This window comes from Streptomyces sp. NPDC107471 (assembly GCF_055582845.1).
In genome coordinates this window covers 385,332-406,976 of record NZ_JBVJPC010000009.1, presented here as the reverse complement: position 1 = coordinate 406,976, position 21,645 = coordinate 385,332, and the positions used below count along the sequence as shown (strand labels likewise).

The following is a 21,645-nucleotide window of genomic DNA, read 5'->3' as shown; positions in this document are numbered from 1 at the left end:
TCGGCCCTACTGCACGACCCGGCCGTTCAGCACGACCCGGGCCGGGTCCGCGAGCACGCGCACGTCCGCGCGGGGGTCCTGGGCGTACACCACGAGGTCCGCGGTGGCGCCCTCCTCCAGCCCCGGCCGGCCCAGCCACTCCCGGGCCGCCCACGTCGTCGCCGACAGCGCGTCCAGCGGCGGGATCCCGGCCGTGACCAGCTCCGCGACCTCCGCCGCGACCAGGCCGTGCGGGAGGGTGCCGCCCGCGTCCGTGCCGACGTAGACCGGGATGCCGGCGTCGTAGGCGCCCCGGACGGTGTCGTAGCGGCGGGCGTGGAGTCGGCGCATGTGGGCCGACCAGCCGGGGAACTTGGACTCGCCGCCGTCCGCCAGCTTCGGGAAGGTCGCGATGTTGACCAGGGTGGGGACGATCGCGACACCGCGTTCGGCGAAGAGGGGGATCAGCTCGTCGGTGAGGCCCGTGGCGTGCTCGACGCAGTCGATGCCCGCCTCGACCAGGTCCGGCAGGGAGTTCTCGGCGAAGCAGTGCGCGGTGACGCGGGCGCCGAGGCGGTGGGCCTCCGCGATGGCCGCCTCGACCGCCCTCCGGGGCCAACTGGGCGCGAGGTCGCCCACCTCCCGGTCGATCCAGTCGCCGACCAGCTTGACCCAGCCGTCCCCCCGCCGGGCTTCCCGGGCGACGTACGCGACGAGGTCCTCGGGCTCGATCTCCCAGGCGTAGCCCCTGATGTAGCGGCGGGTGCGGGCGATGTGCCGGCCCGCCCTGATGATCTTCGGGAGGTCCTCGCGGTCGTCCACCCAGCGGGTGTCGGAGGGCGAGCCGGCGTCCCGGATCAGCAGGGTGCCGGCCTCGCGGTCGGCCAGCGCCTGCTTCTCGGCCACGTCCTGGTCGACCGGCCCGTGCGCGCCGAGGCCCACATGGCAGTGCGCGTCGACCAGGCCGGGCAGCGCCCAGCCGGACACCGTGCGGACGTCACGGGCGGCGACGGGACGGTCGTAGGAGATCCGCCCGTCGACCACCCACAGTTCGTCCCGGACGTCCTCGGGGCCGGCCAGGATCCGCCCCTTCACGTGCAGCACCGTGCGATCGTTCATGACCGCACCCTAGCCAGGCCGGGGTCACTGCTCCCAGGGCGGTGGTCCCTCGAAGGCGAGCTGGTGGACGTCGAACAGGACCGCCGCCTCGACGCCGAGCGCGGGGCCGCCCCGGCGGGCCGCCCAGGTCAGGAAGGGGCGCGGTTCGAAGGCTCCGGCGCCGAGGCCCTTGGTGTACTCGGCGTGCGCGTTGAGGGAGGCGATGCCGCGCTCCAGGGGTTCGCCGGAGACGTCGACGCCGTGGGTGGGGCGGTCGGTGCCGGCGACGGCCACGAAGCGGACCCCGCCCCAGGGTTCGAGGCCCTCGTCGGCGAGTTCGGGGAAGATCCAGCGGTTGCCGGCGTCGCGTGCCGCGTCGAGCGCGGCCAGGCCCACCACGCGGTGGTCGGCCTGGTTGACCACCCCGGCGACCATCCGCACGGTGTACGCGCCCGTCACCACGACCTCGGGCCGGTGCCGCCGGATCGCCCGCACGATGTCGCGGCGCAGGGCCGGCCCCTCCTCGATCATGCCGTCGCGGTGGTCGAGGAACTCCACCGTGTCCACGCCCACTTCGCGCGCGCCCGCCCGCTCCTCGCCCTCGCGCAGCGGGCCCGCCTGGTCCGGGTGCAGTCCGTCGATGCCGGCCTCGCCGCGGGTGGCCAGCAGGTACGTGACCCGCTTGCCCTGGGTGGTCCAGCGGGCCACCGCGGAGGCCGTGCCGTACTCGATGTCGTCCGGGTGCGCGGCCACGGCCAGGCAGCGCTCCCAGTCCTCCGGCAGCGGGGGCAGTGTGCCGCCCACCGCGAAGCCGCCCGTGTCGTCATGAGTCGTCATGCCCGAATGATGACGGTTGTCGGCCTCTGCGGGACAGAGGAACGTACGTCCCGTTTCAGGTGTCCTCTCAGGTGTCCTTCCCGAGGTTCCGTGCCGTGCCGTTCGCGGCGCCGTCCTCCTCCACGTCGGCCATCGCCGGGTCGAGGAGACGGGAGAGGAAGTGGCGGGTGCGCTCGTGGCTCGGGGCGCCGATGACCCGGTCCGGGGTGCCGTCCTCGACGATCGTCCCGTCGTCCATGAAGACGACCCGGTCGGCGACCTCGCGGGCGAAGGTCATCTCGTGGGTGACGACCATCATCGTCATGCCCTCCCGGGCCAGCATCCGCATGACCGCGAGCACGTCGCCCACCAGCTCCGGGTCGAGGGCCGAGGTCGGCTCGTCGAAGAGCATCACCTCGGGGCCCATGGACAGGGACCGGGCGATCGCGACGCGCTGCTGCTGTCCGCCGGAGAGGGAGGCGGGGTAGGCGTCGGCCTTCTCGGCGAGCCCCACCCGCTCCAGGTTCTCCGCGGCCACCTTCGCCGCCTCCGCCTTGCCCCGCCTGAGGACCCTGCGCTGCGGCAGCGTGAGGTTCTCGGTCACCGTGAGGTGCGGGAACAGGTTGAACTGCTGGAAGACCATGCCGATGCGGCGGCGTACGGCGTCGATGTCGACGTCGGGGTCCGTCAGCTCGGTGCCGCCGACGAAGACCTGCCCCCCGGTCGGCTCCTCCAGGAGGTTCACGCACCGCAGCAGCGTCGACTTGCCCGAGCCCGAGGGGCCGATCACACAGACGACCTCGCCCTGGCCGATCTCCAGGTCGATGCCCTTGAGGACCTCGTTGGCGCCGAACGACTTGCGCAGACCGCGTACTTCGATCTCGGGACGGCTGTCCGCAACGCTCATTTCACGGCCTCCTGGGCCTTGGCCTCCATACGGCGGACCACGAACCCGAGCGGGATCGTCACCAGCAGGTAGCACAGGCCCGCGACGAGGATCGGCGTGGAGTTGGCGGTCGTGCTGGCCAGGTCACGGCCGTACTTGGACAGTTCGCGCTCCTCCAGGGTGACGCCGAGGAACAGCACCAGGGAGGAGTCCTTGAAGAGCAGGACGAGTTCGTTGGTCAGCGGCGGGAGGATGATCCGGAACGCCTGCGGGATGATGATCGAGACCATCGCGCGGGCCGGTGAGAAGCCCAGTGAACGGGCCGCCTCCATCTGCCCCTTGGGCACCGCCTGGATGCCCGCGCGGATCGTCTCCGCCATGTAGGCCGCCGCCACCAGGCCGAGCGCGAGGGCGACCTTGCCGTAGGTGCCGCCGATGATCTCCGTGCCGGGGAACGCGAGCGGTACGGCCACGCCGATGAAGATGAAGATCAGCAGCGCGGGCAGACCGCGGAAGATCTCGATGTAGACACCGGCGAACCAGCGGTACGGGCCCACCGACGACAGCCGCATCAGCGCGATGACCATGCCGAGGACGAGTCCGACGACGAAGCCGGACAGCGTGTAGAGCACGGTGTTCTTCAGCGCCAGCGTGATGACGTCGGGGAACATCTGGCCGGCGATGTCCGCCTGCGCGAACTGGTTCTTCAGCCGCCCCCAGTCCGCCGAGACCGCGAAGGCGATCACGGCGGCGACGAAGACGACGTACTGGATGCCGCGGGACAGACTGCGCTTCTGACGTCGCGTCAGGCCCTTTTTGCGAGGCTGGAGTTGCGTGTCCGCCGCGGTCATGAGGCGGCGGGAGACGCGACCGACTCGTCGTACGGGCCGATCCACTTCTCGTAGAGCTTCTTGTAGGTGCCGTCCGCCTTGGCGTCCGAGAGCGCCTTGTTGATGGCGGTGCGCAGCTTGGTGTTGCCCTTCTTCACCGTGAAGCCGTACTGCTCACCGGTGTTGATGTTGTCGGCGACCTGGAAGGCGTCGGCGTTGGCCTTGTCCTTGAGCCAGCCCTGGACGACCGGGTAGTCGATGACGACGGCCTTGACCTGTCCGGAGCGCAGGCCGTTGAGGACGGCGTCGGAGGACTCGAAGGAGACCGGGTCGAAGCCCTGGCTCTTGACGTAGTCCTCGCCGGTGGTCTGCGCCTGGGCGCCGAGCTTCACCTTCTTCGCCTTGGCGTCGGCGAGCGAGGAGATCCCGCTGCCCTTGGCGACCAGGAGGGCCTGGGTGGCGTCGAAGTAGGGGTCCGAAAAGTCGACGTTCTTCTTGCGCTCGTCGGTGATGGTCATGCCGGCCGCGGCCAGGTCGCACTCGCCGGAGTTGAGGAACGCGCCGGTCTTGAAGTTCTCGAAGGGGGTGTCGAGGATCTCCTGCTTCACGCCCAGGTCCTTGGCGACCAGGTCGATGAGCGAGACGTCGAAGCCCTGGACCTTGCCGTCGATCTCGGACTGGAACGGCGGGTAGGGCAGGTGGGTGCAGGTGGTGAGCTGTCCGCCCTTGACCAGTTCGACCCCGCCCGCGGCGGTCTTCGAACCGCTGCCGCCGTCGTCGCTGGAGGTGCAGGCAGCGACGAGCAGGAGCCCGGCCGTCGCGGTGGTGGCGGCCAGGACGCGGGTCCGGCGCCCGGAGAGGGTGTTCACGGGAGGCCTCCTGTGGGGGAACTGAGAGTTCCGATTATAAGGAAAGGTTTGAGTGTCTCAAACCAAACCGATGGTCGCGAGGCCGTTCAGCCTAGGAAGTCGCCGGTCGTCGGGGGTTGATCGGAAACGGTTACGCTCGTTCACGTCTACCCCAGTGAGCGAAGAGAGCACCGTCGTGACGCACCCCTTCCTGGACCTGGCCCCGCTCGGCGCGGCGCAGTTCGCCTCGATCGAGGACCGTGTGGCGCGGCTGCTGCGCACCGAGCAGGACGTCGTGATCATGCAGGGCGAGGCGCTGCTGCCACTGGAGGGGGCGATCCGGGGGACCGCGGGTCCGGGCACGACCGCACTGAACGTCATCACCGGCCCGTACGGACAGACCTTCGGGAACTGGCTGCGGGACTGCGGCGCGACGGTGATCGACCTCGCGGTGCCGTTCCACACCGCGGTGACGGCGGAGCGGATCGCCGCGGCCTTCGAGGAGCACCCGGCGATCGACTTCGTGTCGCTGGTGCACGCGGAGGCGGCGACCGGCAACACCAACCCGGTCGCACGGATCGCGGAGGTCGTACGGCGGCAGGGAGCCCTCTTCTACCTGGACGCGGTCGCCTCCGTGGGGGCCGAGCCGGTGCTGCCGGACGCGTGGGGCGTGGACCTGTGCGTGATCGGGGCGCAGAAGGCGATGGGCGGTCCCGCGGGCGTGTCGGCGGTGTCGGTGAGCGAGCGGGCGTGGGCGCGGATGGCGGCGAACCCGGCGGCGCCGCGCCGGTCGTACCTCTCCCTCCTCGACTGGAAGGAGCGCTGGATCGACGGCGGCCGCAAGACCCTGCTGCACGCTCCGGCGCAGTTGGAGATGCTGGCGCTGGAGGCGTGCGTCGAGCGGATCGAGACGGATGGGCTGGAGACGGTGATGATCCGGCACCGGGCCGCGGCGGCGGCGACCCGGGCGGGTGCGCGGGCACTGGGCGGCGGCCTGGAGCCCTATGTGCACGAGGACCACGAGGCCGCACCGGTCGCCACGACACTGCGTTCCCTGTCCGGCACGGTGGCCTCGGAGCTCGTCGCCCGGGCGCTGTCCTGCGACCCCGCGCTGCCCCTGGCCGCGGGCGGGGGCACCCTGGCGGCGGAGATGGTCCGGGTCAACCACTACGGCGTGGACGCGACGTCCGGGGCCGTCCGGGCGAGCCTGGCCGCACTGGGGGCGGCGCTGACCGAGAAGGGGCTCGCGGTCGACGTGCCGGGCGCGCTGCGAACGGCCGAGGAGACCTTTGACCGGTTCATGAATGCACGCGGCACCGATGCATAATTCATAAAGACAATTCCGGGGTTTATCGAGAATAGCTTCCCGTATTCTTCTGCCCGCTTTCCCTCGACCTAAACGCAAAGATTCTGCGAACGCGAACGGGCGGAATTCGAGTAGATCCCGTGGTGGTCACCTGCTTGTGACGCGTTACACAACGTGATCAATTTGCCCCTTATTTGCTGGGCGTAATCGTACATAACGGTCACCGCTTGCGCGGTGGCGCGCGCCCGCGTGATAACACACGGAGCGCTCCGACGTAACCCCGTCCGGCGATGCAATTTTGAATTTCGCTCGGTAAATTCAATTCGCATGACTGCCGCACAAGCAGACCTGCACATCGACCGGCCGACGGTCGCGGACGGAGCCGCACTGTGGCGGATCGCCCGCGACTCCGAGGTTCTCGACCTGAACTCGTCGTACAGCTATCTGCTGTGGTGCCGCGACTTCGCCGCCACATCGGCGGTGGCACGGAACGACCGCGGGGAGGCGATCGGCTTCGTCACCGGGTACGTCCGCCCGGACCGGCCCGACACCCTCCTCGTCTGGCAGGTGGCCGTGGACTCGGCCCACCGCGGCCGCGGTCTCGCCGCCGCCCTGCTCGACGGACTGACCGCGCGCCTCGCCGCCGAACGCGGGACGACCACCGTCGAGACCACGATCACGCCGGGCAACACCGCCTCCGAGCGGCTGTTCACGTCGTTCGCCGAACGCCGTGGCGCCCGCCTGGAGCGCGAGGTGCTGTTCGACACCGGCCTGTTCCCCGACGGGCCGCACGACCCCGAGGTCCTCTACCGGATCGGGCCCCTCGCCCCCGGTTCCCCCACCCGCACCGCCTGACCCCCCACGCACCCCGAGGAGCGATTCGTCGTGACCATCACCCAGCCCGACCTCAGCGTCTTCGAGACCCTCGAATCCGAGGTGCGCAGCTACTGCCGCGGCTGGCCCACCGTCTTCGACCGCGCGCAGGGCAGCCGCATGTACGACGAGGACGGCCACGCGTACCTGGACTTCTTCGCCGGTGCCGGCTCGCTGAACTACGGCCACAACAACCCCGTGCTGAAACGGGCGCTGATCGACTACCTGGAGCGTGACGGCGTCACGCACGGCCTCGACATGTCGACCACCGCCAAGCGCACCTTCCTCCAGACCTTCCAGGACCTGGTGCTGCGCCCGCGCGACCTGCCGTACAAGGTCATGTTCCCGGGCCCGACGGGCACCAACGCCGTGGAGTCCGCGCTCAAGCTGGCCCGCAAGGTCAAGGGCCGCGAGGCCATCGTGTCCTTCACCAACGCCTTCCACGGCATGTCCCTCGGGTCGCTGGCCGTGACCGGCAACGCCTTCAAGCGGGCCGGCGCCGGCATCCCCCTCGTCCACGGCACCCCCATGCCGTTCGACAACTACTTCGACGGCACCGTCGAGGACTTCCTGTGGTTCGAGCGGCTCCTGGAGGACCAGGGCTCCGGCCTCAACAAGCCGGCCGCCGTGATCGTGGAGACCGTGCAGGGCGAGGGCGGCATCAACGTGGCCCGCAGGGAGTGGCTCCAGGCGCTCGCCGCGCTGTGCGAGCGGCAGGACATGCTGCTCATCGTCGACGACATCCAGATGGGCTGCGGACGCACCGGCGCCTTCTTCTCGTTCGAGGAGGCGGGCATCACGCCGGACATCGTCACCGTCTCCAAGTCCATCAGCGGCTACGGCCTGCCGATGTCCCTGTGCCTGTTCAAGCCGGAGCTGGACATCTGGGAGCCGGGCGAGCACAACGGCACCTTCCGCGGCAACAACCCGGCCTTCGTCACCGCCACCGCCGCCCTGGAGCAGTACTGGGCGGACGGTTCCGCGATGGAGAAGCAGACCCGCGGGCGCGGCGAGCAGCTCGAGCAGGGGCTCATCTCCATCACCGAGGAGAACCTGGCCGACATCAAGGAGTACCGCGGCCGCGGGCTGGTGTGGGGACTGGAGTTCCACGACAAGGAGCGCGCCGGACGGGTGGCGCACCGGGCCTTCGAGCTCGGGCTGCTCATCGAGACGTCGGGCCCCGAGAGCGAGGTCGTGAAGCTGCTTCCGGCGCTCACGATCACCCCGGACGAACTGGACGAGGGGCTCAGCATCCTCGCCCGCGCCGTCCGGGAAACCGTCTGAGCACCCGTCTCAGCAGACCGTCTAACTAGGAGGCATCGCAACACCGTGATCGTCCGTTCGTTCAAGGACATCGAAGGCACCGACCGCCATGTGAAGGCCGCCACCGGCACCTGGGAGAGCAAACGCATCGTGCTCGCCAAGGAGCGGGTCGGCTTCTCGCTGCACGAGACGATCCTGTACGCGGGCACGGAGACGTCGATGTGGTACGCGAACCACATCGAGGCCGTCGTCTGCGTCGAGGGCGAGGCCGAGCTGACCGACCACGAGAGCGGGCAGACGCACTCGATCACGCCGGGGACCATGTACCTCCTGGACGGTCACGAGCGGCACACACTGCGGGTCAAGGAGGACTTCCGCTGCATCTGTGTGTTCAACCCGCCCGTGACCGGCCGGGAGGACCACGACGAGAACGGCGTCTACCCGCTGCTCACCGAACCCGAGGAGGTGTGACCGCATGACCACCGTCACCGATCTCTACCCCAGCCGCGGCGCCACCGAGGTGTCCGTCCCGCGCAAGGACCCGGTCGTCTGGTCGGCGCCCGGCACGCCGGGACCGTTCGCCACGGCCGACCTGGAGTCGTTCGAGCGCGACGGCTTCCTCGCCGTCGACCAGCTCATCGGTCCGGACGAAGTCCCGGTCTACCAGCGCGAGTTGGAGCGGCTCATCACGGCTCCGGAGATCCGCGCGGACGAGCGCTCGATCATCGAGCCGCAGTCCAAGGAGATCCGCTCGGTCTTCGAGGTGCACAGGATCAGCGAGGTCTTCGCGAACCTGGTGCGCGACGAGCGGGTGGTCGGCCGGGCCCGGCAGATCCTCGGCTCGGACGTCTACGTCCACCAGTCGCGGATCAACGTCAAGCCCGGTTTCGGGGCCAGCGGCTTCTACTGGCACTCCGACTTCGAGACCTGGCACGCCGAGGACGGCCTGCCCAACATGCGCACGGTGTCCGTCTCGATCGCGCTGACCGAGAACCACGACACCAACGGCGGCCTCATGATCATGCCGGGGTCCCACCGCACCTTCCTCGGGTGCGCGGGCGAGACCCCGAAGGACAACTACAAGAAGTCCCTCCAGATGCAGGACGCGGGCACGCCCTCGGACGAGGCGCTGACGGAGATGGCCTCGGAGTACGGCATCAGGCTGTTCACCGGCAAGGCCGGTTCGGCGACCTGGTTCGACTGCAACGCCATGCACGGCTCCGGCGACAACATCACGCCGTTCCCGCGCAGCAACGTGTTCATCGTGTTCAACAGCGTGGAGAACCAGGCCGTGGAGCCGTTCGCGGCGCCCGTCCGGCGGCCGGAGTTCATCGGCGCGAGGGACTTCACCCCGGTGAGGTGACCCGGCGCAGTGACCCGGTGCAGTGACCCGGTGAGCTGATCTCACAGCCACGACAGCGACGCGGCCCGCTCCAGTACGTTCCGTACGGCGGCCGCGTCGCCCGTCGTGGTCCGGGGCACGGTGTCCGGGGCGTGCCGGCCCCCGACGAGCAGGCAGAAGTCCACCGGGTCCAGGGTGAGTTCGGCGGCGACGGGCTCGCTCTGCGAACCGAGGACCCACTGCTCGCCGCCCCTGACGGCGAACAGCACCGGCGCCGCCTCGGCCCCGAGGACCCCGCCGAGGATGCGCACGGCCAGCCCGACCAGCCGCCCCAGGTGCTCCTCGGGCGGCGGCGGCACGGCCAGGCCCAGGGCGCGGCCGAGGTCGTCGGTGTGGATCCAGGTCTCGAAGGCGCGCACCAGGAAGTGCTCGGTGACGGGCAGCCGGACGCCCATCGACAGCGTGGTCCGGGCGGCGAGTTCGGGGTCACGGGCATGCGCGGTGCCGAGCAGTCCGGCCGCCTGGGCGGACCAGTCGGCGACGGTCTCCCCGGGCGTACGGCCGTACTCGTGGGCGATGACCTCGGCGGTGCGGCGCTCCCAGGCCCGCGTCCAGTCCGCGTCCTCGTCGATCCGGGCACCCGGCACCCGGGCGGCGATCCCGAGCCGCAGGGCCAGGTGTTCGTCGGCGGCGAGCAGATGGGCGACGGTGGCGTGCACGTCCCAGTCGTGGACGACGGGGGTGGACCAGCGGCCCTCCAGCTCGGGCCGCAGCGCCTCGAACCCGGCGACCGCGGCCGCGTAGGGCGCGGCGTGCCGGGCCACCCGGGCCGGCGCGGCGCGGGCGCGGAGGGCTCCGGCCAGGACGGCGTCGAGGGCGGGCGGCGGCTCGTCGAGCGTCGGCCCGTCCAGCAGGCGTACGGTCGCGCGCAGGCGTTCCGCCTCCGCAGCGCAGCTCGCGCACTCGGTCAGGTGCGGGGCGACCAGCCGCTCCTCGGCCGGTTCCAGGGCGCCGCAGGCCCAGGCGGCCAGCAGGTCGCGCACGTCCTCGTGATCGGTCACCGCTCGCCCCCCTCCCTGTGTTCCCCTGCCGCCATCATGCGCCCTTCTCCCACGCCGGGTCGGGCGGGTCGGCCAAAGTCTCCGCCAAGGTGCGCAGCGCGGTGCGCAGCCGGGTCTTCGCGGTGCCCTCGGGGATGCCGAGCTCGACGGCGGCCTGCCGGTAGGTGCGGCCCGCGAAGTAGGCGAGGTGCACCACCTCCCGCTGGGGTTCGGGGAGTTCGGCGAGGGCGGTGTGCAGCAGGAGGGAGCGCTCCCGGTCGACGACCGCCTCGGCGGGGCCGGGTGAGGCGTCCGGGATGCCGTGCAGGGCGAGGTCGTCGGCGCGGACGTCCTTGCGGTGCCGGGCCTCGCCGCGCACCCAGTCCACGGCCCGCCGGTGGGCGAGCACCGACAGCCAGGTGCGCAGGCTGCCCCGGGCCGCGTCGAAGGCGTACGGCCTGCTCCACAGGTGGGCGAAGACCTCCTGCGCGACGTCCTCGGCCGCGCCCCGGCTGCGGGTCACGCGCAGGGCGACCGCCCGCACCAGCCCGCCGTACGCCCCGTACGCCTCGGCCAGCGCGGACTCGTCGCCGTACACCAGCCGCCGGTGCAGCTCCGCGTCTGCGGGTCGCTGCACGGACGTCGTCCCGTCCGTGGACTCCACGGCACCACCACCCCTTGGTGCCCTTCCTAGCGTCCCGGACGGCGCGGCGCCAGCGGTTCAGTCAGACAGGGCGTCCAGAAGCCGGTCGACATCCGCCGCCGTGTTGTAGAGGTGGAAGGAGGCGCGCAGGTTGCCGACGCGGTCGGACACCTCGATGCCCGCCGCGCTCAACTCGGGCTGCCGCCCGCCGAGTCGGGGCACGGACACGATCGGCGAGCCGGGCGCGGGCAGCGGTTCGTGGCCGAGGGCGGCGAGCCCGGCGCGGAAGCGGTCGGCGAGGGCGAGGTCGTGGGCGCGCACGGCGTCCACCCCGAGTTCCGCCAGGAGTTCGAGGGAGCGGCGGGTGCCCGCGTAGGTGAACAGGGCCGGGCTGACGTCGAACCGCCGGGCGGAGTGGGCCAGTTCGGCTACGGGGCCGTAGCAACTGTCCCAGGGGTTCTCCCCCGCGACCCAGCCGGCGAGCACCGGCCTCAGGTCGCCGAAGTCCTCCGGCACGACGAGGAAGGCCGCGCCGTGCGGGCCGAGCAGCCACTTGAAGGTGGTGGCGACGGTGTAGTCGTACGACCCCGCGTCCACCGGGAGCCAGCCCGCGGCCTGCGAGAAGTCGACGTAGGTGCGGGCCCCGTGGGTCTGCGCCGCCTCGCGCAGGGCGGGCAGGTCGGCGATCCGGCCGTCGGCCGACTGGGCGGCGCTGACGGCGACGAGGGCGGTGCCGGGGCGGACGGAGTCGGCGAGCCGCTCCAGCGGCACGGCGCGCACCTTGAGGTCGCCGCGGGTGTGGAAGGGGTTCACCACGGAGGTGAAGTCGTCCTCGGCGGTGAGGACTTCGGCACCCGGCGGCAGCGAGGCGGCGACCAGGCCGGAGTGGGTGGACACGGACGCGCCCGCCGCGACCCGGGCGACCGGGACGCCGGCGAGCTCGGCGAACGCGGCACGGGCCGCCTCCACGTCCGCGAACAGCGGATCCAGCGGCCTGCCCTCCGCCCGGATCAGCGCGGCCTCCTGGAGGGCGCTCACGGTGCGGGCCGGGAGCAGACCGCTGCTCGCGGTGTTGAGGAAGGTGTTCTTCGGGGCGAACTCGGCACGGACGAGGCTCTCGAAGGTCTCCATGGGTCCACTGTGGGGCCGCGAGACCTCCCGGTCCATTGCGATTTTCTACGTGGTTCCGCCAAGGAACGCTTATACGTCCGCCCCGACCTGCGCGTTCTCAGCCCTGCTGGGGTACCGCGCACCCGTCGGGGCCGCACACCTCCGCACCGGCGCCGCCCTGGTCGACCAGTCGCAGCGGGGAGCGGTCGCCCCAGGCCTTGGTGAGGGCCTGGGTGAAGACCTCGGCGGGCTGGGCGCCGGAGACGCCGTAGGTGCGGTCCAGGACGAAGAAGGGGACGCCGTTGGCGCCGAGCTCGGCGGCCTCGCGCTCGTCGGCGCGGACCTCGTCGGCGTAGGCGGTGGGGTCGGCGAGGACCGTGCGGACCTCGTCGGCGTCGAGCCCTGCCTCCACGGCGAGCTCGACGAGGCGCTCGTCGCCCTCGGTGAACAGGGACCGCTCCTCGGCGAAGTTGGCCCGGTAGAAGATCTGGACGAGCTCGTCCTGCCTGCCGTGCTCCTTGGCGAGGTGGAGGAGGCGGTGCAGGTCGAAGGTGTTGCCGTGGTCGCGGTCGCGGGTCCGGTAGGCGAGGCCCTCGGCGGCGGCCTGGGCGCCGAGGTTCTCCTCGCCGGCCTGGGCCTGGGCCTCGCTCATGCCGTACTTCTTGCTGAGCATGGCGAGGACCGGCTGGACGTCGTCCTTGGCCCGCCCGGGATCCAGCTCGAACGACCGGTGGACCACCTCGACCGCGTCACGGTGCGGGAAGGCCTCCAGCGCCTTCTCGAAGCGGGCCTTGCCCACGTAGCACCAGGGGCAGGCGATGTCGCTCCAGATCTCGACGCGCATGTGTACGGCTCTCTCCAGCTCGGACGGCGACGGAGACACCCTCCGCCTTATTGAATGAACGTTCAAGCAGAGGGTTCCATTCCCGTCGCCGCCCCTGTCTCACCTGCCGTCGCGCAGGTCGGCCGGCCAGTCGGGCCTGAACGCGAGGTGGTCGTACGTCACCACACAGCCCTCGCCCATCGGGGACTGCGCCATGAAGCCGACCAGGGCCGCGCCGGTCTCCTTCTCGTCGCCGAGGGTGAAGAGGCGGACGAAGGTCCAGCGGCTGCCGTCGCGGGAGGCGTGGAAGGCGAAGGCGCGGCCGGTGCGGCTGACCCGCAGCCACACCGAGGTGCCGTCCACGGTGAAGGAGTTGCAGTCGTCGGAGTGGCCCCGGGTGACCACCGTGCAGACGGTGGGCACGTCCGGGGAGTTCTCCAGGCAGAGCTTGGCCCAGGCCCGCTCACCGACGTGGACGTACAGCACGCCCGCGTCGAACGAGCCGTTGAAGCCGACGGTGACGCGGGCTATGAGCTGGAAGTCCCCCTCGGGGGCACCGAGCAGTCGCGGCGCGTCGGCGGCGGGGTCGAGGGACTCCCCGGTGGGCGGCACGAAGCGGTCCTGCCGCGGGCCGGCCCAGCCGGAGAGGATGCCGTCCTCGTAGGCCCAGTGCCCGTCGGGGCCGTAGGTGCGCAGGGAGAAGGGGAGTTCGGGAAGTTCGACGTCCATCGCCCGATTGTTTCAGGTCCGGTGGACATCCTCAGGGGTGCGGGGAACCGCGCGGCCGGCCACCCGCGACCGGCACCCCGCGGACGGCCCGCGCCCCTTCGGCGCTATCGCTCCAGCCGGCCGTTGAACCGACGGGGCAGCCCGAGCGGGTTCTCGTCCCGCAGCTCCGGCGGCAGCAGGGCCTCCGGCGCGTTCTGGTACGCCACCGGCCGCAGCCAGCGCTCGATCGCCGTGCCGCCGACGGACGTCGACGTGGACGTCGTCGCCGGGTAGGGGCCGCCGTGGTGCTGGGCCGGGGCCACCGCGACACCGGTCGGCCAGCCGTTGACCAGCACCCGTCCGGCCAGCGGGGTCAGCTCGGCGAGGATCTCCGCGCCGCGTCCCCGGCCGGCCGCCTCCTCGGTGGACAGGTGGACGGTCGCCGTGAGATTGCCGGGCAGCCGGGACAGCACGGTCCGCGCCTGCTCGTCGTCGTCGTAGCGGACCACCACGGTCACCGGGCCGAAGCACTCCTCCAGGAGCAGGTCGTACGCCCCCTCCTCGGTTAGCTTCTCCGCCGCCACCGTGAGGAAGCCCGGGCTGACGGTGTGCTCGCCGCCCGCGCCGGGCGTCACCGGCGATTCGACCTCGGGCAACTGCGCGCGCTCGGCGACGCCGGCGACGAAGTTGTCCCGCATGCGGTGGTCCAGGAGGACGCCCGCGTCGGTGTCGCTGACGGCGTCGGTCAGGGACTTCACCAGGCCGTCGCCCGCCGCGCCCGACGGCACGAGGACCAGACCCGGCTTCACGCAGAACTGGCCGACGCCGAGGGTCATGGAGCCGGCGAGCCCGGCGCCGATGGCCTCCGCGCGCTCGGCCGCGGCCTCCTCGGTGATCACGACGGGGTTCAGGGAGCCCAGCTCGCCGTGGAACGGGATCGGCACCGGACGCGCGGCCGCCGCGTCGAACAGGGCACGGCCGCCCTTCACGGAACCGGTGAAGCCGGCGGCGGCGACCAGCGGGTGCCTGATCAGCTCGATGCCGGCGTCGAAGCCGTGCACGAGACCGAGCACACCGGCGGGGATGCCGTGCTCGGCGGCGGCCCGGCGCAGCACGGACGCGACCAGCTCGGACAGGCCCGGGTGGTCGGGGTGGGACTTGACGACGACCGGGTTGCCGGCCGCCAGCGCGCTCGCGGTGTCGCCGCCCGCGACCGAGAAGGCGAAGGGGAAGTTGGAGGCCGAGTAGACGGCGACGACGCCCAGCGGCACCTTGTAGCGGCGCAGGTCCGGGATCGGCGGGGTCGCGGTGTCGTCGGGGTGGTTGATCACGACGCCGAGGAACTCGCCCTCGTCGACGATGTCGGCGAAGGCGCGCAACTGGTAGCAGGTGCGGGCGAGCTCGCCGGTCAGCCGGACCGGGCCGAGCGCGGTCTCGGCGTCCGCGGCCTCGACGAGGTGCTCCTTGGAGTCCTCCAGCCTGGCGGCGGCGGTGCGCAGGAAGGCCGCGCGGACGGTGCGGTCGGCGAGGGACGCGCGCGCGTCGTGCGCGGCGCGGACGGCGGCGTCCACCTCCTGGGCTGTGGCCTCCACCGCAACCTGCTCGCGCTGCTTCCCGGTTCGGGGGTCGACACTCCAGACTGGTGCTGCTGCCACCGCGGGTCCCTCCACGTGTATCAGGGTCATCCACCAGGACCGTTCGATATACTGAACGCTGTCCCTGATGGTGAATATGCTGTTGGAGACTATTTCCCGTCGAACGAAGGGGTCAAGGGCGATGTCGGCTGGCGAGACGGGCGGCGGGTCACAGGTCAAGTCCGCGGTACGGACGGTTGAACTGCTCGAATACTTCGCCGGACGTCCCGGCATGCACTCCCTCGCGGCGGTCCAGGAGGCCGTCGGATACCCCAAGTCGAGTCTCTACATGTTGCTGCGCACGCTGGTCGAGCTGGGCTGGGTGGAGACGGACGCGACGGGCACGCGGTACGGCATCGGGGTGCGGGCGCTGCTCGTCGGCACCTCCTACATCGACGGCGACGAGGTGGTCGCGGCGGCCCGGCCGACCCTGGACCGGCTCTCCGACGACACCACCGAGACCATCCACCTGGCCCGCCTCGACGGCACGAACGTCGTCTACCTCGCCACCCGGCAGTCCCAGCACTACCTGCGCCCCTTCACCCGGGTCGGCCGCCGCCTCCCGGCGCACTCCACCTCCCTGGGCAAGGCGCTGCTGAGCACCTACTCCGACGAGCAGGTCCGCAAGATGCTGCCGGAGACCCTGCCGGCGCTCACCGAGCACACCATCACCGACCGCGAGAAGCTCATCGAGGAGCTGCACCAGATCCGGGAGCAGGGCTTCTCGGTGGACCGCGAGGAGAACACGCTGGGGCTGCGCTGCTTCGGCGTCGCGATCCCGTACCGCACGCCCGCGCGGGACGCCATCAGTTGCTCGGTGCCGGTGGCACGGCTGACCCCGGCGCACGAGCAGATGGTGAAGGACGCGCTGTTCGACGCGCGGGACCGGCTGACACTGGCCACCCGTAGGCTCTGAGGCATGCAGATCGTTCTCCGCGAAGTCCACGACAGCGATCTGCCGGTCTTCTTCCGGCAGATGAACGACCCCGAGGCCCTGCACATGGCGGCCTTCACCCCGAAGGACCCGGCCGACCGGGACGCCTTCGACGCCCACTGGGTACGCATCCGCGCCACCGACGCCGTGCACCGCACGATCCTGGCGGACGGTGACGTGGTGGGCAGCGCCGCGGTGTACGGCGAGCCGGGCGAGCGCGAGGTGACGTACTGGGTCGACCGCGCCTACTGGGGGCGCGGCATCGCCACGGCGGCCCTGCGCGAGCTGGTCGCCCAGGTGCCCGAGCGCCCTCTGTACGCCCGCGCGGCGGCCGACAACACCGGCTCGCTGCGCGTCCTGGAGAAGTGCGGGTTCCGGGTGACGGCCCAGGCCTCCGGGTACGCCAACGCGCGCGGCGCGGAGATCGACGAGCTGGTGCTCGCGCTGGACGCGTGAGCCCGCCGCGGATGAACGTCCGATGAGAAAAGCGGACGCATGGGAACGATTCGCTCCCGCCTGATCGTCTTCTCGGTGGGATGAACAAGACGATCAGGCGCGCATCGGTCTTCGCGCTGCTCCTGGTGTTCGCTCTGCTGATCAGGGCGACCTGGGTGCAGTTCTACGAGGGCCAGGCACTCGCGGACGACAACGACAACCGGCGGAACGCGATCGAGACGTACTCCTCGCCGCTCGGGAACATCATCGTGGCCGGAAGGGCCGTGACGGGTTCCGCGAGGACTACGGACAGCGACCTCGCGTACAGACGCACGTACACGGACGGCAAGTTGTACGCGGCGGTGACGGGGTACGCCTCGCAGGCCTACGCCCCGACCCAACTGGAGGGCATCTACGCCGACCTCCTCAACGGCACGGACAGCCGGCTCAGGACCGTCATGGACACCGTCACCAACCAGCGGGCCGAGCCCGGTGATGTGATCACGACGATCGACCCGTCCGTGCAGAAGGCGGCGTACGACGCGCTCGGCGACAAGAAGGGCGCGGCCGTCGCGATCGACCCGGCGACCGGCAAGATCCTCGCCGTCGTGTCGACGCCGTCGTACGACCCGTCCTCGCTGACCGACGCCAACACCGCGGGCAGCGCCTGGAAGCAGCTCACCGCGGACTCCGACAAGCCGCTCACCAACCGCGCGCTGCGCCAGCCGCTGCCGCCCGGCTCGACGTTCAAGCTGGTGGTGGCCGCGGCCGCGCTGGAGGACGGCCTCTACTCCTCGGTGGACGAGAAGACCGTCAGCCCGGACCCGTACACCCTGCCGGGCACGGTGACCGAGCTGGGGAACGAAAGCGCCTCGGCGCCCTGTGAGAACGCCTCGATCCGGGTCGCGCTCGAGTACTCCTGCAACACCGTCTTCGCGAAGATGGCCGTCGACCTCGGCCAGGACAAGGTGCGGGCGATGGCAGAGAAGTTCGGCTTCAACGACGACGAGCAGGACGTGCCGGTGCGGGCCTACACCAGCGTCTACCCCTCCGGCATGGACAAGTCGTCCACGGCCCTGACCGGCATCGGCCAGTACGACGTCACGGCCACCCCCCTCCAGATGGCCATGGTCTCCGCGGCGATCGCCAACGGCGGCGAGCTGGTGACGCCCCACATGGTGTCGACGATCACCGACCACGGCGGCGACGTCCTGAAGAACTACGACGACGAGGCCGCCACGACCCGGATCGTCAGCTCCGACACGGCCGAGCAACTCCAGTCGGCGATGCAGTCGGTCATCACGGACGGCACCGGCACCAACGCCCGCATCGACGGGGTCACCGTGGGCGGCAAGACGGGCACCGCCCAGCACGGCGAGAACAACAGCAAGACGCCGTACGCCTGGTTCACGTCCTACGGCAAGGCCGGCGGGAAGCAGGTCGCCGTGGCGGTGGTCGTGGAGCAGTCGAACGCGGCCCGCTCGGAGGTGAGCGGCAACGGCCTGGCCGCCCCCGTGGCCAAGGCCATGATGGAGGCGGCCCTGAAGAACTGAGCCTGCGCGGCGGTCACTTGACGCCGAGTGCCTGCTCGATCGGGTCGATCGCGAAGTACACGAGGAACAGCGCCGAGGCGGCCCACAGCAGCCAGTGGACCTCCTTGGCCTTTCCCAGCAGCACCTTGATCACGACGTAGGCGAGGAACCCGGCCCCGATGCCGTTGGTGATCGAGTAGGTGAACGGCATCACGGCGATGGTCAGGAAGGCCGGGATCGCGATGTCGTAGCGCTCCCAGTCGATGTGCTTGACCTGGGTCATCATCAGGAAGCCGACGGCGACCAGCGCGGGCGCGGCGGCCTGGAGCGGGACGATGGTCAGCAGCGGGGTCAGGAACAGGGCCAGGCCGAAGAGGCCCCCGGTGATCAGGTTGGAGAAGCCGGTGCGCGCTCCCTCGCCGACGCCGGCGGCCGACTCGATGTACGACGTGGCGGAGGAGGCCGAGGCCGCGCCGCCGGCCACCGCCGCCGCCCCGTCGATCAGCAGGACCCGGCCGAGGTGGGGGACCTTGCCCTCCTCGTCCAGGAGTCCGGCCTCCGCGCTGATCCCGACGACCGTGCCCATCGTGTCGAAGAAGTCGGACAGGATCAGCGTGAAGACCAGCAGGACGACCGTGACGACCCCGACGCCGGGTGCGCTGAAGGAGCCGAACAGGCTGAAGTGGCCGAGCAGTCCGAAGTCGGGGGCGTCGACGACCTTGTCGGGCCACTGCGGGGTCGTCAGCCCCCAGGTCCTGATGTCGGCGACCGAGTTGATGACCATCGCGAGGACCGTCATGGTCACGATGCTGATCAGGATCGCGCCCTTGACCCCGCGCGCGAGCAGCCCGACCGTCAGCAGCACCCCGAGGCAGAAGACGAGGGCGGGCCAGCCGGTGAGCGCTCCGGCGCCGCCGAGCTGAACCGGCACGGTGGTGTTCGCGGCGTCGGGCACACGGCTCACGAACCCGGCGTCCACGAAGCCGATGAACGCGATGAACAGCCCGATGCCGACACTGATCGCCTGCTTGAGCGGTTGCGGGATGGCGTGCATGACGGCCTCCCGCAATCCGGTCACCACCAGCACGCAGATGAGCAGCCCTTCCAGGACGACCAGCCCCATCGCGTCGTCCCAGCTCATCAGAGGGGCGATCTGGAAGGCGACGACCGCGTTCAGTCCGAGTCCGGCGGCGAGCGCGAGGGGCAGGTTGCCGCCCACGCCCATGATGATCGTCATCACCGCGGCCACCAGAGCCGTCGCGGTGGTGAGCTGGACCGCGTCCAACTGGTGCCCGAACCTGTCCTTCGCGCTGCCGAGGATGATGGGATTCAGGACAAGGATGTAGGCCATCGTGAAGAAGGTGGCGAAGCCGCCGCGTATCTCACGGGCGAAGGTGGATCCCCGTTCGGAGATCCTGAAGTACCGGTCGACGGACATGGTCGCTGCTCCCTGGGGCCTGCGTGATCGGTGTGCGGATGCTGGCTGGATTGTTCCCGTGCTGAATGCGCTTCAGGTTTTCCCCGTGTTACGGAATTCGGGGGTCGCCCCGTCATACATTGTTCGAAGACCCGTACGAGAGCGCTTACCAGGTCGCTGCTACGCTTCCGGATCTCCGTCCGGCCACCCCCGGACGCTCACCTGTCATTCACATGACACCCGAAGGGGAGGGAGCCCGTGGGCACAGTCGTCGACGACGCCGCCTCCGTGGAGTTCCACGCCTTCTTCGAACGCCATTACGCCGAACTGTCCCGCCTCGCCCATCTGTTGACCGGCGAGCCGGACGCCGCCGACGACCTCGCGGCGGACGCCCTGCTGGCCCTGTGGCACCGCTGGGACCGGGTGCGCGCGGCCGACCACCCGGCGGCGTACGCCCGCGGGGTGGTCGCCAACCTGGCCCGCACCCGGATCCGCAGCGCGGTCCGCGAGCGCCGGCGGGTCGCCCTCTTCTGGTCGCAGCGCGAGGAGAAGGTCGAGAACCCCGACGTGGCGGGCGCGGTCGACGTCCAGGAGGCGCTGCGCAGACTGCCGTTCCGCAAGCGGGCGTGTGTCGTGCTGCGGCACGCGTTCGACCTCTCCGAGAAGGACACCGCGCTGGCCCTGGGCGTGTCGGTCGGTACGGTGAAGAGCCAGACCTCCAAGGGGATGGCCGAGTTGCAGCGACTGCTCGGCCCCCGGAACGCTCCGCTGAGGGTGCACGCCGCGATGGCGCGCACCGGTGACGCCGGAGGAAGGGACCGATGACCATGCGGCGGGACGTGCACGGCGAACTGCGCGCCCGACTGCAGGGCGCGGCCGAGGCCCACGAACCGGACCGCGAGCGGATGCTCGCCCGGATCGAGCGCGGTATGTCCGAGGAGGCCCACCCCGACCACCGGGCGACCCGGCCGCCGGTGTACGGCTGGGTGCGGGTGGTGAGCGCCACGGCGGCGGTCGCCTGTGTCCTGGGCCTCGGCGGATACGCGGTGGCGTCCGCGGTGAAGGACGAGCCGCCCGTGCGGAGGTCGGTCGCCGCCACGGGCACGCCCACCCCCTCGCCCGACGCGACGAGCCGTCCGCCCGCCCCGCCGGCGGATCCGGCACCGACCGGCAGCCCGACACACCGGACCGGGAAGCCGAGCGCCACGCCCTCGGGCGCCCCGAGCGCGTCCACCGAGGTACGGGCGCCGGGCGCCGAGGACGGTCCGCTGTGGTCGGACGGCTCGGTGGACCCGCACAGCAACGAGTTCTGGGCGCAGAGCAATCTGACCTTCAGGACCTCCGAGCAACTGACCGCGCTCACGGTCGAGTTGCGGATCGCGCAGACCGGCGGTGTCACCGACGCCGGCGCCTGGCGCTCGCTGCCCGAGGACGACTTCACCCTCACGGTCGCCGAGAAGGACGGTTTCCTCGTCTACACCTGGGAGCTCAGGGCCGGGCGTACGGTCCCGAAGGGCGAGTGGGTGTTCGCGGGGCAGTACAACCACGAGCGCGGCGGCCGGGACGCGAAGGACGACGGCTACACCGCGACGGCGGCCACGAAGTCCGACGACCTCACCGTGCAGGGCGGCTTCGCGGCCCAGGACGAGGGGGGCGTGGACGGGGACTCGTGACCCTTCGCCGGGTCCCGCCGAAAAGTTTTCGCCGACGCGGCAACCGTTTCCTCCGCAGCGGCGACCGGAGGGGTGCAAGGTCTCCCCGCGGGCCGTTCCCACGGCCCCAAGCGACACAGAACGCGCTTCCTCACCACGAGTTCACGGTGGGGGAACAACCATTCGGTCACCTTCGACGTCCCATGTAGTGCCGGGATCACGGAATCCGCGCGGAAGGACCCTGTCGGCCTGAGCCCCCCTCGGGCCGGCAGTTGCCGGCTGGAGCCCCCCTCGGGCCGGCACGAGGAACGCCCCGCCTGTGACGACAGGCGGGGCGTTCCGTCGTTTCCGGCTCGGTGCCTCGCCGTGCCGAGGGCGGTCGGCCGGTGGCCGGAAGGTCGCGGAGGGCCCCCGACGAGAACAACCGAAACTTTCGCTGCTCCTCATCGCGCGCTCATCGATTGACGTGCAGTTTC

General features: G+C 71.1%; 22 protein-coding genes. 10 read left to right on the top strand and 12 right to left on the bottom strand.

The annotated features are described in order from the left end of the window. Window positions 1-6 precede the first annotated feature (6 nt). The 5 genes from ACZ66S_RS30020 to ACZ66S_RS30000 all read right to left on the bottom strand — a co-directional run bounded on the left by ACZ66S_RS30020 (window position 7) and on the right by ACZ66S_RS30000 (window position 4,478). Window positions 7-1,098 (bottom strand): amidohydrolase family protein, encoded by a 1,092-nt coding sequence (locus ACZ66S_RS30020; RefSeq protein ID WP_469904671.1) that lies wholly within the window; start codon window positions 1,096-1,098, stop codon window positions 7-9. Between the two features lie 24 nt (window positions 1,099-1,122). Next, window positions 1,123-1,914 (bottom strand): PIG-L deacetylase family protein, encoded by a 792-nt coding sequence (locus ACZ66S_RS30015; protein WP_469904670.1) that lies wholly within the window; start codon window positions 1,912-1,914, stop codon window positions 1,123-1,125. A 67-nt stretch (window positions 1,915-1,981) separates the two neighbouring features. Next, a complete protein-coding gene (locus ACZ66S_RS30010; RefSeq protein ID WP_469904669.1) occupies window positions 1,982-2,800 on the bottom strand; it encodes an amino acid ABC transporter ATP-binding protein in 819 nt (272 codons plus the stop codon). Then, window positions 2,797-3,630: an amino acid ABC transporter permease gene (locus ACZ66S_RS30005; RefSeq protein WP_469904668.1), complete on the bottom strand. Its 834-nt coding sequence runs from the start codon at window positions 3,628-3,630 to the stop codon at window positions 2,797-2,799. The genes ACZ66S_RS30010 and ACZ66S_RS30005 overlap by 4 nt, the downstream gene beginning before the upstream one ends. Continuing rightward, window positions 3,627-4,478: a transporter substrate-binding domain-containing protein gene (locus ACZ66S_RS30000; RefSeq protein WP_469904667.1), complete on the bottom strand. Its 852-nt coding sequence runs from the start codon at window positions 4,476-4,478 to the stop codon at window positions 3,627-3,629. The genes ACZ66S_RS30005 and ACZ66S_RS30000 overlap by 4 nt, the downstream gene beginning before the upstream one ends. Before the next feature lie 175 nt (window positions 4,479-4,653). Here ACZ66S_RS30000 and ACZ66S_RS29995 point away from each other — a divergent pair, with 175 nt between their 5' ends. The 5 genes from ACZ66S_RS29995 to thpD all read left to right on the top strand — a co-directional run bounded on the left by ACZ66S_RS29995 (window position 4,654) and on the right by thpD (window position 9,262). After that, on the top strand, window positions 4,654-5,784 hold the full coding sequence (locus tag ACZ66S_RS29995) for a pyridoxal-phosphate-dependent aminotransferase family protein (protein WP_469904735.1): 1,131 nt from the start codon (window positions 4,654-4,656) through the stop codon (window positions 5,782-5,784). A 306-nt stretch (window positions 5,785-6,090) separates the two neighbouring features. Continuing rightward, entirely contained in the window at window positions 6,091-6,618 is a 528-nt protein-coding gene (gene ectA, locus ACZ66S_RS29990) for a diaminobutyrate acetyltransferase (RefSeq protein WP_469904666.1), read from the top strand. A gap of 30 nt (window positions 6,619-6,648) precedes the next feature. Further along, window positions 6,649-7,920, top strand: coding sequence for a diaminobutyrate--2-oxoglutarate transaminase (gene ectB, locus ACZ66S_RS29985; protein WP_469904665.1), 1,272 nt, complete (start codon window positions 6,649-6,651; stop codon window positions 7,918-7,920). A 45-nt stretch (window positions 7,921-7,965) separates the two neighbouring features. Then, entirely contained in the window at window positions 7,966-8,370 is a 405-nt protein-coding gene (locus tag ACZ66S_RS29980) for an ectoine synthase (RefSeq protein ID WP_469904664.1), read from the top strand. A gap of 4 nt (window positions 8,371-8,374) precedes the next feature. Then, window positions 8,375-9,262 carry an ectoine hydroxylase gene (gene thpD, locus ACZ66S_RS29975; protein ID WP_469904663.1) on the top strand — a complete coding sequence of 296 codons (888 nt, stop codon included), beginning with the start codon at window positions 8,375-8,377 and terminating at the stop codon, window positions 9,260-9,262. A 41-nt stretch (window positions 9,263-9,303) separates the two neighbouring features. Here thpD and ACZ66S_RS29970 read toward each other — a convergent pair whose 3' ends face one another. The 6 genes from ACZ66S_RS29970 to ACZ66S_RS29945 form a co-directional block, all read right to left on the bottom strand. Next, entirely contained in the window at window positions 9,304-10,302 is a 999-nt protein-coding gene (locus ACZ66S_RS29970) for a maleylpyruvate isomerase family mycothiol-dependent enzyme (protein ID WP_469904662.1), read from the bottom strand. Between the two features lie 34 nt (window positions 10,303-10,336). Further along, on the bottom strand, window positions 10,337-10,945 hold the full coding sequence (locus ACZ66S_RS29965) for an RNA polymerase sigma factor (RefSeq protein WP_469904661.1): 609 nt from the start codon (window positions 10,943-10,945) through the stop codon (window positions 10,337-10,339). Window positions 10,946-11,002: 57 nt separating this feature from the next. After that, window positions 11,003-12,055, bottom strand: a complete 1,053-nt coding sequence (locus tag ACZ66S_RS29960) for an aminotransferase class V-fold PLP-dependent enzyme (RefSeq protein ID WP_469904660.1) — start codon at window positions 12,053-12,055, stop codon at window positions 11,003-11,005. A gap of 97 nt (window positions 12,056-12,152) precedes the next feature. Further along, complete coding sequence (locus tag ACZ66S_RS29955; RefSeq protein WP_469904659.1) at window positions 12,153-12,878, bottom strand: DsbA family oxidoreductase; 726 nt, start codon at window positions 12,876-12,878, stop codon at window positions 12,153-12,155. Between the two features lie 99 nt (window positions 12,879-12,977). Then, the gene (locus ACZ66S_RS29950) at window positions 12,978-13,586 is read right to left on the bottom strand and encodes a DUF1349 domain-containing protein (RefSeq protein ID WP_469904658.1); all 609 of its coding nucleotides are present in this window, start codon (window positions 13,584-13,586) and stop codon (window positions 12,978-12,980) included. A 104-nt stretch (window positions 13,587-13,690) separates the two neighbouring features. Continuing rightward, entirely contained in the window at window positions 13,691-15,220 is a 1,530-nt protein-coding gene (locus tag ACZ66S_RS29945) for an aldehyde dehydrogenase (NADP(+)) (protein WP_469904657.1), read from the bottom strand. 121 nt (window positions 15,221-15,341) lie between these two features. On the opposite strand from ACZ66S_RS29945, the gene ACZ66S_RS29940 reads away from it, so the two are divergent. The 3 genes from ACZ66S_RS29940 to ACZ66S_RS29930 all read left to right on the top strand — a co-directional run bounded on the left by ACZ66S_RS29940 (window position 15,342) and on the right by ACZ66S_RS29930 (window position 18,121). Beyond that, complete coding sequence (locus tag ACZ66S_RS29940; RefSeq protein WP_007381154.1) at window positions 15,342-16,115, top strand: IclR family transcriptional regulator; 774 nt, start codon at window positions 15,342-15,344, stop codon at window positions 16,113-16,115. Between the two features lie 3 nt (window positions 16,116-16,118). After that, on the top strand, window positions 16,119-16,589 hold the full coding sequence (locus ACZ66S_RS29935) for a GNAT family N-acetyltransferase (protein ID WP_469904656.1): 471 nt from the start codon (window positions 16,119-16,121) through the stop codon (window positions 16,587-16,589). 80 nt (window positions 16,590-16,669) lie between these two features. After that, entirely contained in the window at window positions 16,670-18,121 is a 1,452-nt protein-coding gene (locus tag ACZ66S_RS29930; protein ID WP_469904655.1) for a peptidoglycan D,D-transpeptidase FtsI family protein, read from the top strand. A gap of 13 nt (window positions 18,122-18,134) precedes the next feature. Here ACZ66S_RS29930 and ACZ66S_RS29925 read toward each other — a convergent pair whose 3' ends face one another. Next, complete coding sequence (locus ACZ66S_RS29925; RefSeq protein ID WP_469904654.1) at window positions 18,135-19,538, bottom strand: NCS2 family permease; 1,404 nt, start codon at window positions 19,536-19,538, stop codon at window positions 18,135-18,137. Between the two features lie 237 nt (window positions 19,539-19,775). Between ACZ66S_RS29925 and ACZ66S_RS29920 the strand changes: the two genes are divergently transcribed. After that, window positions 19,776-20,342, top strand: a complete 567-nt coding sequence (locus tag ACZ66S_RS29920; RefSeq protein WP_469904653.1) for a SigE family RNA polymerase sigma factor — start codon at window positions 19,776-19,778, stop codon at window positions 20,340-20,342. Further along, window positions 20,339-21,190, top strand: coding sequence for a hypothetical protein (locus ACZ66S_RS29915; protein WP_469904652.1), 852 nt, complete (start codon window positions 20,339-20,341; stop codon window positions 21,188-21,190). Before ACZ66S_RS29920 ends, ACZ66S_RS29915 begins: the two co-directional genes overlap by 4 nt. Window positions 21,191-21,645 lie beyond the last annotated feature (455 nt).